Annotated in this window: 12 protein-coding genes, 1 tRNA gene and 1 pseudogene; 10 read left to right on the top strand and 4 right to left on the bottom strand. The window is 58.4% G+C overall.

The genetic code is table 11. The annotated features are described in order from the left end of the window. From F5897_RS07325 to F5897_RS07315, 3 genes and pseudogenes are all read left to right on the top strand, one after another. Positions 1–231: pseudogene (locus F5897_RS07325) on the top strand (hypothetical protein); the annotation flags it as partial. After that, positions 224–1,138, top strand: coding sequence for an anchored repeat-type ABC transporter permease subunit (locus F5897_RS07320; RefSeq protein WP_183304398.1), 915 nt, complete (start codon positions 224–226; stop codon positions 1,136–1,138). The pseudogene F5897_RS07325 and the gene F5897_RS07320, both read left to right, overlap by 8 nt. A 115-nt stretch (positions 1,139–1,253) precedes the next feature. After that, the gene (locus F5897_RS07315) at positions 1,254–2,402 is read left to right on the top strand and encodes an AI-2E family transporter (protein WP_183304399.1); all 1,149 of its coding nucleotides are present in this window, start codon (positions 1,254–1,256) and stop codon (positions 2,400–2,402) included. A 76-nt stretch (positions 2,403–2,478) separates the two neighbouring features. On the opposite strand, the gene sufU is transcribed toward F5897_RS07315, so the two are convergent. Together sufU and F5897_RS07305 are read right to left on the bottom strand one after the other, a co-directional pair. After that, complete coding sequence (gene sufU, locus F5897_RS07310; protein WP_124824427.1) at positions 2,479–2,940, bottom strand: Fe-S cluster assembly sulfur transfer protein SufU; 462 nt, start codon at positions 2,938–2,940, stop codon at positions 2,479–2,481. Beyond that, a complete protein-coding gene (locus F5897_RS07305) occupies positions 2,940–4,277 on the bottom strand; it encodes an aminotransferase class V-fold PLP-dependent enzyme (RefSeq protein WP_124824426.1) in 1,338 nt (445 codons plus the stop codon). Before F5897_RS07305 ends, sufU begins: the two co-directional genes overlap by 1 nt. A 35-nt stretch (positions 4,278–4,312) precedes the next feature. Here F5897_RS07305 and F5897_RS07975 point away from each other — a divergent pair, with 35 nt between their 5' ends. Beyond that, complete coding sequence (locus F5897_RS07975; RefSeq protein WP_199729998.1) at positions 4,313–4,948, top strand: TRIC cation channel family protein; 636 nt, start codon at positions 4,313–4,315, stop codon at positions 4,946–4,948. On the opposite strand, the gene F5897_RS07295 is transcribed toward F5897_RS07975, so the two are convergent. After that, positions 4,945–6,159: an MFS transporter gene (locus F5897_RS07295; protein WP_183305037.1), complete on the bottom strand. Its 1,215-nt coding sequence runs from the start codon at positions 6,157–6,159 to the stop codon at positions 4,945–4,947. The two genes, F5897_RS07975 and F5897_RS07295, sit on opposite strands and share 4 nt — an antisense overlap. A 78-nt stretch (positions 6,160–6,237) precedes the next feature. On the opposite strand from F5897_RS07295, the gene rsmI reads away from it, so the two are divergent. The 5 genes from rsmI to trmB all read left to right on the top strand — a co-directional run bounded on the left by rsmI (position 6,238) and on the right by trmB (position 10,734). Continuing rightward, on the top strand, positions 6,238–7,065 hold the full coding sequence (gene rsmI / locus F5897_RS07290; protein ID WP_124824424.1) for a 16S rRNA (cytidine(1402)-2'-O)-methyltransferase: 828 nt from the start codon (positions 6,238–6,240) through the stop codon (positions 7,063–7,065). Next, positions 7,062–7,541 (top strand): hypothetical protein, encoded by a 480-nt coding sequence (locus F5897_RS07285; protein WP_124824423.1) that lies wholly within the window; start codon positions 7,062–7,064, stop codon positions 7,539–7,541. The genes rsmI and F5897_RS07285 overlap by 4 nt, the downstream gene beginning before the upstream one ends. A 43-nt stretch (positions 7,542–7,584) precedes the next feature. After that, on the top strand, positions 7,585–8,583 hold the full coding sequence (locus F5897_RS07280) for an FKBP-type peptidyl-prolyl cis-trans isomerase (RefSeq protein WP_124824422.1): 999 nt from the start codon (positions 7,585–7,587) through the stop codon (positions 8,581–8,583). An 18-nt stretch (positions 8,584–8,601) separates the two neighbouring features. Beyond that, a complete protein-coding gene (locus F5897_RS07275) occupies positions 8,602–9,942 on the top strand; it encodes a M50 family metallopeptidase (protein ID WP_183305036.1) in 1,341 nt (446 codons plus the stop codon). Positions 9,943–10,032: 90 nt separating this feature from the next. Continuing rightward, the gene (trmB, locus tag F5897_RS07270; protein ID WP_221221346.1) at positions 10,033–10,734 is read left to right on the top strand and encodes a tRNA (guanosine(46)-N7)-methyltransferase TrmB; all 702 of its coding nucleotides are present in this window, start codon (positions 10,033–10,035) and stop codon (positions 10,732–10,734) included. A 121-nt stretch (positions 10,735–10,855) separates the two neighbouring features. On the opposite strand, the gene F5897_RS07265 is transcribed toward trmB, so the two are convergent. Beyond that, a tRNA-Arg gene (locus F5897_RS07265) sits at positions 10,856–10,928 on the bottom strand. 84 nt (positions 10,929–11,012) lie between these two features. Between F5897_RS07265 and argS the strand changes: the two genes are divergently transcribed. Beyond that, positions 11,013–12,674, top strand: coding sequence for an arginine--tRNA ligase (argS, locus tag F5897_RS07260; RefSeq protein ID WP_158608069.1), 1,662 nt, complete (start codon positions 11,013–11,015; stop codon positions 12,672–12,674). The last annotated feature ends 33 nt before the right edge of the window (positions 12,675–12,707 follow it).

Genomic DNA, 12,707 nt, shown 5'->3' with positions numbered 1-12,707 from the left:
ACCGTGTTGATGGTGACCCACGATCTCATCGAGGCACAGGCGCACTGTGACCGGCTGATTCTGTTGAGTGGCACTGTGCAGGGCAGCGGCACCCCGCAGCAGCTGCGTAGCAGCACCGCGTGGCAGCGTACCTTTGAAGTCGGCGCCACGCATCCGCTGCTGACTGCGCTGGGGGTGCGCCCTGCCAGCGATCCACAATCAACCATTGCAGCGGAGGAGCAGCATGCCTAACCCGATTGATTTTATCGCCGACCTCACCGACCCGGAGCTGCGGTTTTTGGGTTACGCCCTGCTTTTGGCACTGCTGAGCGCAGTGGTGTGCGGCGTGCTAGGAACTTTCGTGGTGCTACGCGGGATGGCGTTTATCGGTGACGCTACCGCTCACGCCGTGTTTCCGGGGCTGGCGCTAGCGTTTGTGTTGCAGGGATCGCTGCTTCTAAGCGGTGCTGCTAGCGGGGTCGCTGCAGCCGCAATTATCGCGCTATTAACGGTACGCAACCGAGTAAAACCGGACACCCTCATTGGTATTCTGCTAGTTACCGCCTTCGCCTCCGGCATTATGATTATTACCTTCGCTCCCGGCTATGCGGGAGCACTGCAACAGGTGCTGTTCGGATCCTTTGGTTCGAGCACTGCGGCGGATGTGCTGGTCACCGCCGTCGTCACACTGTTGCTGCTCACGGTGGTGCTGGTGTTCAAACGTGGTTTTGTGCTGGTGGCGCTCGATAAGGAACTGGCGCGCACCGCCGGGCTGCGGGTGCTACTGCTCGATGTAGTGCTCTACATCGCGGTCGCTGTCGCAGTTGTGGTAGCGGTTAAGAGCATGGGGAATATTTTGGTTTTGGCGCTGCTCCTGACCCCCGCAGCAACCGCCCGGTTGATCACAGAAAGATTGGAGACGATGATGTTGGTAGCCCCGGCCATGGGCGTGTTGGCGGCGGTCGTGGGGATGTACCTGTCATGGGGGTTTAACCTTCCCTCCGGCGCCGCAATCGTGCTGGTGGCAACCCTGATTTTTGGGCTGTGCTGGCTGTTCGCGCCACGCCACGGCCTGCTCGCCGGAATCCGCCGCCGTCGGGATATCGTCGCAGCGCCCACCAAAACCGGAACGCTGCGCAGCGCAGCGGCGCCACGCTAGCGGGCAGCTGTGGCATGCCTAGCCAGGCCGCCCAGGTGCGTTATTTAAAGACATTCCGGTAAGCTTATAGCTCCACGCATCCTCGCGATGCACCGTCACAGATTTGGAAGAGAAAATGTTTGGTTGCAAAACTCACAAACAAGCTCCTGAAACGCCAGTAGCGACCCCAAAAACCCTGTGGTCAGACACCATCGGTAAGCTCGCGACCCGCTCCCTGCAAACCATGATTGTGATTGGCATCGGTGCGCTCGCCATTTGGGGCTTGGCGCAGGTCAGCACTGTGGCGATTCCGCTGCTGCTCGCGGTAATTTTGGCAGCAACCTTTAATCCTCTGATGCAACTGCTGCGCAGCAAAGGGGTCCCGGCACTGGGAGCAACCGCGATTGTGTTGCTTGGCACAGTGGCGGTGCTCGGCGGTGTCGGCTGGATGATTGTGAACGCGGTAATTAACCAGTGGGACAAGCTAGCAGAGAGTGCGGCTAGCGGTTTCAACCAGATTATTGAATTTGTGCAGGGTCTGCCGTTTGCGGATTCAATCGACAGCGTCCAGCTCGAACAGTGGCAACAGCAAGCTATGGAGTTTGTGACCAGCTCGAAATTCGGCTCCAACGCGGTTGCGGTTGGCGGCGCGGTTGGCGGCGCAGTCGGTAACTTCTTCGCCGGTTTCGTGCTGCTGGTGGTGATCCTGTTCTTCTTCCTGAAAGACGGCAAAGAGATTTGGGAATTCTTGTGCCGCCCGTTCCACGGCGAGCACTATGACCGCGCAATGCGCGTTGGCAAGGCAACTGTTGAAACCTTCGGCTCTTACATTCGCGGTACGGCAATTGTAGCCGCCGTTGACGCCGTTGGCATCGGCATCGGGTTGTTTATCCTGCAGGTGCCGTTGGCGCTGCCGCTCGCGGTGCTGGTGTTTGTGCTGTCGTTCGTGCCGCTGGTCGGTGCCACAATTGCCGGAATCCTCGCTGCTCTGGTGGCGCTGGTGTCTAACGGTATGTGGAGCGCGATTATCGTAATCGCCATCGTGGTGGTCGTGAACCAGTTGGAGGGTAACTTCCTGCAGCCTGTTGTGATGGGCCGTGCCCTGAAGCTACATCCACTGGTGATTCTGCTTGCACTCACAGTCGGTACCGTACTTGCCAAGATCCTCGGCGCGGTTTTGGCGGTGCCGATCGTGGCTGCAGTGTGGGCAGCTATCAAAGTTTGGGACGGCCCAAATAAGCCGGCTGCCTGGGCTCGCGAAAAACATCCGGGACTGCAAGAGTAAAATTTGGTGGGTGGATCCACCCACCACGCAAAACTAAAAGCGGCGAGGCACCCAGGTGGTGTCTCGCCGCTCGTGGTTACTGCGGGTTGTCGCTAAGCTGTTTGATGTCAGCCTCAAGCGCGACCCAGCTCAGCATGGCGCATTTGATACGCATCACAAACTTGCTGACGCCCTGGAAAGCCACAGCATCGCCGAGCAGCTCCTCATCAGCAGTGCCCGCGCCGCGGCTATGCAGCATCTGCCTAAAAGCGGCGATTTTAGCGTTTGCTTCCTGCAGGGTTGGCTGCTCCTCGTTAATCAGCAGCGCCAGCGCAGAGGCCGCAGCCATCGAGATCGAACAGCCATCGCCGCGCCACTTCAGCTCCACGATTTTATCGCCCTCGACCGCAATATCAAGGGTGATTTCGTCACCGCAGCTGGGGTTCAGCTCGTGATGCGAAGCGGTGCGAGCGGAGCTCGTGGCCAGCTCACCCTTGCCGTGCGGCCGTTTTGCGTGATCCAGAATAAGCTCCTGGTAAAGACTGTCAAGACCCTGCATTATTGCACTCCAAAATATTTCTGTACGTCGCGAATACCCGCAATGAGCATATCAATTTCTACCGTGGTGGTGGCAGCGCTGATGCTCGCGCGCACGCTGGAATTAATCCCCAGTGCGCGATGTAGTGGCTGCGCACAGTGGTGGCCCACCCGTACCACAACATCGTTGGTGTCTAACACCTGGCTGGCATCGTGCGGATGCACCCCTGTCAGGGTAAAAGCCACCAGTCCGGCACGTGAGGTTGCTGGCCCGAGCAAGTTAACCCCGGGCAGCTCTGCGAGCCGCTGATAGAGATAGTCGGAGAGCTGCTGCTCCCGCTGAGCTAGCAGCGGCATCCCAATCGCCGAGATAAAGTCAACCGCGGCGCCGAGGCCAATGACCTGGCTCACCGGCTGGGTGCCTGGCTCGAAACGATGCGGCGGCGGCAAAAACTCGGCGGCTTCAGCCGTGACCTTAGTGATAGCGCTGCCACCGGTTTTCGCTGGAGGCAGTAGCTGCAGCAGCTCGGTTTTGCCAAGCAAGCCGCCTATGCCGTTTGGGGCATACATTTTATGGCCCGAGAAAACCGCGAAGTCTACGCCCAAAGCAGCAACGTCAAAGGGCAGATGCGGCACTGACTGGCAGGCATCCAAAACTGTTACGGCGTTGCCGCCTGTCAGCTGCGCCACCAGCTGCACCACATCCTGCACCGGGCTCAGCCACCCGGTGACATTCGACAGATGGGTGAAAGCCACAACCCGGGTGCGCGGTGACAGTCGCTGCCGTAGCGCGTCGAGCTCCCAAATACCAGCTGCGGTGACCGGCACCACCACGAGCTTCGCCCCGGTGCGCGCCGCCAGCCGCTGCCACGGCACCAGATTCGCGTGATGCTCCGCAACCGTCACCACAATCTCGCTGCTGCCATCTAGCGCAAACCGGCGAGCGGGAGAGTGCGGATCAGCCGCCGCCGCAACTGTTGCCTCCGAAAAGGCGAAAGCCAGTGTGTTCAGCGCATCCGTGGCGCCCGCCTGCCACACCAGCGTGTAGCTGTCACCACAGCCCAAAAAATTCGCGACTCTTTCGCGAGCAGACTCGAAAGCATCAGTAGCTACGCCGGTTGCGGCGCTGGTGCCGCGGTGTACTGCCGCGTTCTTAAAAGCAGCGAACTCGTATTCTGCAGCGAGCACCGCCTGCGGGCGTTGACTGGTAGCTGCCGCATCCAGGTAGACCGGCGCAGCTGCGCCGCCGGCGCGGGCGCGATCCACAGCCTCATAAAACGGGAAAAGTTGCCGTAACTGGGGCACATCGAGCTGCCCGGAAGCGGTCACCGGCGGGGTCGCCAAATTAGAAAACTGCATAATACTATCTTGCCTTACCAGTTAACATTATTCCTGTGGGAGAAATAATTTACGCAGTGCTACAGTTTGCAGGCATCCTCGCTTTTGCGATTTCTGGGGCTTTGGTTGGAGTGCGGCACAATCTTGATTTGCTGGGCGTCATTGTGGTCGGCGCATCAACCGGCATCGGCGGCGGGATTCTACGCGATATTTTGCTGGGGATTAACCCGCCCACCAGCCTGGTTTATTGGCCAAATGCAGCGGTCGCGGTCGCGGGTTCCTTGGTAGTGTTTTTCTTCCACCCTAAAATAACCAGGCTGCGGCACTTCGAAGTTGTTTTTGACGCCTTCGGGTTGGGACTGTTTAGCGCAAATGGCGCGGCGTGGGCGATTTCCATCTCGGAACCCTTGCTCACCGCGGTTTTTGTGGGTACTATTACTGCAATCGGTGGCGGCGTGGTGCGTGACGTGCTTGTCAATACTGTTCCCGGAGTTTTGACTCGCGAGCTGTACGCGGTGTCCGCGTTTGCGGGCGCGATTACCGCAGCGCTGCTCATGAAGTTCACCGCAGATATCGTGTTGGCGTCTGCCGTGGGAGGTGCGCTTGCGATTGTGCTGCGCCTGGTGTCATACAGTCGGGGCTGGCAGCTGCCGGTGCCGCGTCCCGCGGAAGCCAGTGGGGTTTCTTCCTAAACACGACGGTTCTGGGTCGCCAGCAACAGCATTAAGACACTGGCAACAGCAGGCATCAGAGCCGCCGTCGTAAACCCCAGCTGCCCGGATAACTGCCCCGTCAGGGCTGCAGTTGTAGCCTGCCCCATCGTAATCGCCGCTGTCAGTTGCGTGATAACGGTTGTGGTGCGACCCTGGGGGCTGCGTTCTGCACCGAGCGCAAAGCCTGTTACGAGCACCGGTCCGATTCCCACGCCGAGGCAGAGCAACCCCAATCCCAGCAGTATCGGGTTAGAGTGCACGGCCGCATACAGCACAGTGCCGAGCACTGCTACCGTGCTGAACACGACAAGGCGACTAATCGCGGTGAACCGTGGCGAGAATTTTGCGGTTGCCAGTGCCATCGCCGCGGAGCTGCAACCTAGCAGGCCGTACCAGATACCGGAGCTGTTGGCGTTATCAGCGGCGGCGAGAATCGCGGTTAGCGAGGTTAAAGTAGCGCCGAAAACGCTACCAATAGTGAGGTGTAGCAGCACCAGCAGCGCGATTGGTTTCGCGGTGAGAGTGCGGAGCAGCGACAGTGGCTGCGGCGCCGCGTCCGCTTGCACCTCACGCTGCGAGGCGGCGGTTAGTGCTGCCGAGGGGTGCGCAAGGAAAAACAGGCTGCCCAGCAGCGTCCAAGCAGCTGCCACATAAATCGCGGCGACCGGGTTGATTAGCAAACTAATGAGCCCCACCAGGAATGGCCCGGCAACAAAACTGATTTCATCCAGAGTTGATTCCTGCGCAAACAGGCGGGTGCGCTGCGCTGAAACCTCAGCGGGAGCAGCGTTTTGCATCACAAAGGCATTGCAGCGGCTGCGCGAAAAAGGGCTGACCAGCGGAATTGTGGCCCCCACCAGGGCAGCGGTTGCGGCAACCAAATACCAGGGCGCTCCACCAACTGTTGCCGCGATTAACAGCAGCATCGCCGCGACGTTTGCAAACGTCAAAGATAGCAGTACGATGCGCTGCCCGTAGCGGTCAGCGACAGAGCCGAAAAACGGCGCACACACGCTGTTTGCGATGCCCAACGCGGCGGCAGCTAGGCCGCCGAGATCCACTGCATCACGCACCGCAACAACCATTGTGAGGGTTCCGACCACGAGCATGGAGAAAGGCAACCGCGCGAAAAAAGTGAGCGCTGGGTACCACGCCCCGAGCGAGGTGAGGTTAAAACGCTGCTGCTTCATTGCGGCTAAGTTTACCCTATGTGCGCCGCGCAAAAGCGGCTAACGGCAGCACACCCTAAGCTGTACTAGGCTAGAAATATGCTTATTTTGGCTGCTACCCCGATTGGTAACCTGGCTGATGCTTCACCCCGGCTGCGGCAAACTCTGGCGATGGCAACGGTTATCGCCGCGGAAGACACCCGCAAAACTAAACAGCTGCTGCAGCTTTTGGAAATCACCACCGCGGCGAAGCTGATAGCGGTGCACGACCACAACGAAAAGGATAAGGCTGAGCAGTTAGCGCAGCTTGCTGCGACAAGCGATGTGGTTTTGGTGAGCGACGCCGGGATGCCCACGGTTTCAGACCCAGGCTATCGGGTTGTTGCGGCCGCGGTGCTTGCCGAAGTTCCGATTACGGTTATCCCTGGCCCCAGCGCCCCAGTTACCGCACTAGCGCTCAGCGGGATGGCCACCGATCGTTTCGCGTTCGAAGGGTTTTTGCCCCGGAAAACCAACGACCTAACGCGCACTCTCAGCGCTTTGAAAGATGACCCGCGCACCCTCATATTTTTTGAAGCTCCGCAGCGAATCACCGTCACCCTGGAGCAGCTAGCCAAAATTTTCGGGCCCGAACGTCCGGTCGCAATCTGTCGTGAACTCACCAAACGTTATGAGGAAGTTTTGCGTGGCACCGCAGCTGAGCTGGCGCGGGAACTGCAGCAGCGCCAGTTAAAAGGAGAAATTGTGCTGGTCGTTGCGGGAGCTACCCCGCAGGTGATGACCGCCGAACTGGCGTATCAACAGGTGGCGGAGCGAGTCGCAGCGGGAGAGCGGTTGAAAGACGCCTGCCGCGCAGTTGCGGCCAGCACCGGTGCGAGCGCCCGGGAACTGTATGATTTAGCACTCGCCAACAAGGGAGGAAAATGATTCAGCAGCGTGGGAAAAGACTGGTTTGGGCACTCGTATGTGCGGCCTTTTGGGTGGGAGCACTGTGCGCAATTTCACTGTTGGAGGCACCGCTGAAGTTTCAAGCACCTGGCATCACGATTCCGCTCGGTTTGGGTATCGGGCGGCTGGTTTTTGCGGCGCTGAACATTTTGGAAGCGGTAATTTTGGTGATGCTTGCCACTGTACTGCTAGTGCCGTTAAAAAACCGTGTCACGGCAGGGTTTATGAAGCTGTTCTGGGCGATCGCAACGGTTTACCTGTTTAAGGTACTGGTGGTGCGGCCGCCACTGAACAGTCGTACTGAGTTGGTTTTAGCGGGCGCCGAGCCGGGGCAGTCAGTGTGGCATTACGTGTATATTGCCGCTGATATGACCCTGCTGGTGCTGCTTGGTTGCTTCATTTTCGCGGTGGCTAAGCAGCTCATTGCAAGCATTCACACAGCCGCACAAGCGTAGGCTTATTTAAGACGTAAAATTGAAGCTCAAGCGATAGGAAACTATGAAGCGCACACTCGCACTCTCCGCAGCCGCAGCTCTCACACTGGGGTTGGCAGCGTGTTCAACAGACACAAAAAATGACGCAGCTCCCAAGGGCGAGCAGTTAAATTGCACACTGCAGCAGGCTGATTTCAAGCAGCAGATTGAGGTTGCTGGCGAAAAAGGCGTGCAGCCAACAGTAACCGCTGACCTTAGCGAGGTGCAACTTGATGCCTATAAGCTTGTAAACGTTGAAAAGGGTGACGGTAACAAGGTTGTCGCGGGGCCGGAAGCAATCTATAAAATGCTGGTGACGGTAACTGACCCACAGGGTCAGGTGCTGGCGTCAGAGCCGCTGGAAACAACCCTTGATGCGAGCAGTGGTCTTGTCGATTGGATTATTAATGCTGCGGCTTGCACCACCGATAATGGCCGCGTTGTGGCTGCGGGTCCGGCGAGTGTAGTGCTGCCGGGTGCGGCCGAGAACTCCGGCGGACAGTTCACCGCGGACACTCCACTGATCACCGTGATTGACATGCAGGGCGTATCCCAGAAACTGACCGAGGACCAAATTCTGAAGCACGCAGAGGGTAAAGAGGTGCCAGCACCTGAGGGCTTCCCAACTGTTGAGTTTGATGAAAAAACCGGGCCGAAAATCACCATCCCGGAGGGTGCAAAAGCCCCTGACAAGCTGCAAATCGCCAACCTCATTGAAGGTACTGGCGAAACCGTTGCAGACGGCGCAAACGTTTATGTGCATTATCGCGGCGTGATTTGGCGCACCGGCGAGGAGTTTGACGCTAGCTGGACTCGTGGCAGCCACATTGACTTCAAAACTAACCAGGTAGTGCCAGGATTTGCTGAGGCGCTGGTGGGGCAGAAAGTTGGTTCGCGCGTGATTGCGCTGGTGGATCCTGCTAGCGGCTATGGCGCAGAGCAACTGCAGCAGATGGGCCATCAGGGTGATGACGTGATGGTCTTCGTCATCGATATTTTGGGCACCGAAAACCCAGCCCAGTAGCCACTCATAAGGCCGCCAATGTCTGCGACTTTACAGTATGCGCTGGGAGTAGGGATTGTGCTCTTGGGCGTGGGAATATCCATCGCGCTGCACGAGCTCGGACACCTGCTCCCAGCCAAACTGTTTGGGGTAAAGGTCACTAAGTATATGGTGGGCTTTGGTCCAACCCTGTGGTCACGGCACCGCGGGGAAACTGAGTACGGCGTGAAACTGCTCCCGCTTGGCGGCTTTGTGGCACTGCACCAGATGACGCCGCCGCCGCATCCTGCGGCAGACCCGGCAGCTGACCGAGCGACTGATTCCGCCTCTGACCCCGCGGCGGCCAATAATGCTGCTGCAGTCACTACTGCCGCGACTGATACCGCAGACAGCGCCCGCGCTTTCTGGCGACTTACAACACCCCGCAAAATCGCGGTGATGTTTGGTGGTCCGGCGGTTAATCTGGTGCTGGGGTGCGTGCTGTTAGCGGTGCTGGTGTGCGGCATTGGGGTGCCGCAGCAAACTACAACCGTGGGCACGGTCGCAGCCTGCCTTGAGTTCACTGCAACCGCTGATGGCAGCTGCGACAGCAGCGATCCACAATCCCCAGCCGCAGCAGCCGGATTGCAACCCGGAGATAAAATCCTCGCGATTAACTCAGAGCCGTTAAGTAGCTGGCAGCAAGCCCGCACGATTTTTGGCGAAAACCCTGAGCAGCCCTTGCAGCTTACGATTCTGCGCGATGAGCAGCAGCAAACTTTGACCCTGACCCCGGCCGCGGCGACCCGTGTTAGGCTTGACGCCAACGGTGCGCCCGAGTTCGACGCAGTCGGCAACTATGTCACCGAAGCAGCCGGCGTGGCTGGGCTCAGCCCGGCAGTAGCGCGCGTGCAACAGCCGCTGACCGCGGTGCCGCACTACATCGGTGAGCAACTAACCGGTATGACAACCCTGCTGCTGCAGTTCCCGCAGCGCATCGCGGGGGTTTGGGACGCTGCTTTCAGTGACAGCGAGCGGGAGCTTAACGGGCCGATCAGCGTGGTCGGTGTCGGGCGGTTAGCCGGCGAAATCTCCGCCACCGAGCAGCTAGATCTGGCTGACAAAGCTGGGCTGATTGTGGGGTTGCTCGCGGGGCTTAACATCGCGCTGTTCGTTTTTAACATGCTGCCGCTGCTGCCACTAGACGGAGGCCACATCGCTGGCGCACTGTATGAGGGTGCGCGGCGGCAACTCTATCGACTGCTGGGTAAACCCGATCCTGGTGCGGTTGATGTCTCGAAGATGTTCCCGCTTACGATTCTGGTGATTTTAGTTTTTGGTGCGGTAAGCCTACTGGTGATTTACGCCGACATTGTGAAACCCATCACCCTCGGGCAGTAGTGTGACATTTAGCGCGGGTGCGTGTAGGTTAGTAGAGTGCAAGAAAACCAAGAAGAGACTTTACCCGCGGCTGTGGCAGAACACCGGTTTATGCGTCCGTTACGTTCTTTCGTGCGGCGCGGAGGTCGCTTAACAGCCGCGCAGGAGCGCGCCATGGTGGATCTCGCTCCCGAGTACCTGATTGACGTGCCACGCGATAGCGGTGTCACTAGCATCGCCGTGGGATCCGCGACTGATCCGCAAAAATGGTATCCGCAGTCGGCCCCGCTAACCGTAGAGATCGGCTCCGGCCAAGGGCACCAGATTACTCACGGAGCGAAACAGCATCCGGAGCGTAACTTTCTCGCGGTTGAGGTGTTTGTGGGCGGGCTAGCACGCACTATGGTGCTGGCAGCGCAGCAAGACGTGCACAACCTCCGCATGATTGAGGCCAACGCTCCGGAAGTGCTAGAGCATTTGCTGCCTGAAGCGTCGGTAGCAGAGGTGTGGATCTTTTTCCCTGATCCGTGGCACAAAGCGCGTCACAACAAGCGTCGCTTGATTAGTCCGAGCTTTATGCCGGTTTTGGCGCGTGCTTTGCAGCCTGGCGCCGTGGTGCGCTTGGCAACTGACTGGGCTGAGTATGCTGAGCAAATGCGTGAGGTGTTTGACGCCGCGCCGCAGTTCAGCCGCGATTTCGAGGGGGAGTGGGCGCCGCGTTTTGAGGGCCGAGTGCTCACCGCTTTTGAGCAAAAAGGTATCAACGCCGGGCGGGAAATCTTCGATCTGACATACCGTAAAGCGGCGGCTTAGGTATTCGCCGCAACCACTGTGGCACAGGGGTGGTGGGCTGATCCACCGCCATCAAAATCATGACATGCAGTGAATAGTGAAAATGTCTCAAACCGTTACGGCTTGAGACATTTTTGGTTTGCGCCCTCGAGAGGAATCGAACCTCCGACCTACGGTACCGGAAACCGGCGCTCTATCCACTGAGCTACGAGGGCAACTATTACAGTGTAGCGTATCTCGCGCTGAGATGTTCTCAAAACTGGTTTCGGGTCGAAATTTTACCCGCTAAAATGCTAGTTATGACTCCTGAACAAATTGCTAGTGAACTACATCAGATTCTCAGTGAAATCATCGCCGCAAACGGTGCTGATATTGCTGTGACAACCGCGCAGCTAGCTCCGGAGCGTCCAAAGAATCGCGAACACGGAGACTGGGCTTCTAACGCGGCGATGCAGTTTGCGAAGCGTTTAGGAATGAATCCGCGACAACTGGCAGAGCAGATCGTTGCACAGCTGCGGCAGGTGGCCGGCATCGCCAGCGCTGAAATTGCGGGACCGGGCTTCATTAATATCACGCTGGAGACCGCGGCAGCCGCCGCTGTCGTACCGCAGATTTTGGCTGCCGGCCGAGCCTACGGCACCAGCGACGTGCTTGACGGGCAAAATATACATCTGGAGTTCGTTTCTGCCAACCCGACCGGGCCACTGCATCTTGGGCATACGAGGTGGGCGGCGCTCGGCGACTCTATGGCGCGGGTGCTACGAGCAGGCGGGGCGCACGTGGCGACCGAGTATTACATCAATGATGCCGGGGCTCAGATGCAAAAGTTTGGGCGTTCTGTGCTGGCTGCGGCGCTGCAGCAGCCAACTCCGGAAGACGGCTACCCAGGAGAATATATTCAGGTGCTGGGTAAGTATGTCCGCGAGCAGATTCCTAATCTTGCGGAGCTGCCGGCAGAAGAGCAGCTAGAGCAGGTTACAGAGCTGGCGTATCAGCGGCAGCTCGCAGAGATTAAGCAGTCGCTGGAAAACTTTAACGTGCACTTCGATGTATGGTTCTCCGAGCGTACCCTACACGAGCGTCCGACACCTAATGAGCTGAGTCCGGTAGAAAAAGCACTGGAACAGCTGCGACAGCAGGGGCGTGTCTACGAGGCAGATGACGCAGTGTGGGTGCGCACCACCGAGTTTGGTGACGACAAAGATCGGGTGTTTACCCGCGGCAACGGCGTTTTCACTTATTTTGCGGCTGATGCTGCGTACCTGTTGTCAAAGAGTGCACGAGGTTTTTACGAGAAGGTTTACCTATTGGGCGCTGACCACCACGGTTATGTGGGCAGGTTGAAGGCGATTTCCGGCGCAGCAGGAGAAGACCCTGAAACCCAGATGACACCGGTGATTGGGCAGCTGGTGAACCTTGACGGGGCACGCCTATCAAAACGTGCCGGTAACATTGTAGAACTTGACGATTTGTTGCAGTGGCTGGGCAGTGATGCGTTGCGGTATTGGCTAGCACGGTATCCTGCAGATTCACCATTATCTCTGTCAGGAGAAAAGCTGCGTAGCCGCACCAACGACAACCCTGTCTATTATGTGCAGTATGTGCACGCGCGCAGCTGTGCGGTTGATCGTAACGCTGCCGCTGCGGGGCTCACCCGGGAAGGCTTCGCGCCGGAGCTTTTGACACACCAGACCGAAACTGAGCTGCTTGGAAAACTGCAGCAGTATCCGGCGATTGTGGCTGGAGCTGCGCAGCTGCGGGAACCGCACCGTATTGCCCGCTACCTAGAAGAGCTTGCAGCAAACTATAACCGCTGGTACGACAACTGTCGGGTGCTGCCGCAAGCGGGGCAGGAGCTGGAGCCGCTGCACGCGACACGGCTTTGCCTGAACGATGCGGTGCGGCAAGTTGTTGCAAACGGACTGGAGCTGCTCGGAGTAAGTGCGCCAGAACGGATGTAGCTCGCAAGCTCCTGCCAAAAAGTAAAAGCAGAT

Origin of the sequence: Canibacter oris (genome assembly GCF_014197205.1) — a bacterium.
GTDB lineage: Bacteria > Actinomycetota > Actinomycetes > Actinomycetales > Microbacteriaceae > Canibacter > Canibacter oris.
Note: the sequence above shows the minus strand (reverse complement) of the source record. Positions and strands in the feature narration are given on the sequence as shown.

Excerpts from the sequence above, each read along its gene's own strand:
- F5897_RS07320 (WP_183304398.1), top strand. The coding sequence starts at position 224 with ATGCCTAACCCGATTGATTTTATCGCCGACCTCACCGACCCGGAGCTG.
- F5897_RS07315 (WP_183304399.1), top strand. The coding sequence starts at position 1,254 with ATGTTTGGTTGCAAAACTCACAAACAAGCTCCTGAAACGCCAGTAGCG.
- sufU (WP_124824427.1), bottom strand. The coding sequence starts at position 2,940 with ATGCAGGGTCTTGACAGTCTTTACCAGGAGCTTATTCTGGATCACGCA.
- F5897_RS07305 (WP_124824426.1), bottom strand. The coding sequence starts at position 4,277 with ATGCAGTTTTCTAATTTGGCGACCCCGCCGGTGACCGCTTCCGGGCAG.
- F5897_RS07295 (WP_183305037.1), bottom strand. The coding sequence starts at position 6,159 with ATGAAGCAGCAGCGTTTTAACCTCACCTCGCTCGGGGCGTGGTACCCA.
- rsmI (WP_124824424.1), top strand. The coding sequence starts at position 6,238 with ATGCTTATTTTGGCTGCTACCCCGATTGGTAACCTGGCTGATGCTTCA.
- F5897_RS07285 (WP_124824423.1), top strand. The coding sequence starts at position 7,062 with ATGATTCAGCAGCGTGGGAAAAGACTGGTTTGGGCACTCGTATGTGCG.
- F5897_RS07280 (WP_124824422.1), top strand. The coding sequence starts at position 7,585 with ATGAAGCGCACACTCGCACTCTCCGCAGCCGCAGCTCTCACACTGGGG.
- F5897_RS07275 (WP_183305036.1), top strand. The coding sequence starts at position 8,602 with ATGTCTGCGACTTTACAGTATGCGCTGGGAGTAGGGATTGTGCTCTTG.
- trmB (WP_221221346.1), top strand. The coding sequence starts at position 10,033 with ATGCGTCCGTTACGTTCTTTCGTGCGGCGCGGAGGTCGCTTAACAGCC.
- argS (WP_158608069.1), top strand. The coding sequence starts at position 11,013 with ATGACTCCTGAACAAATTGCTAGTGAACTACATCAGATTCTCAGTGAA.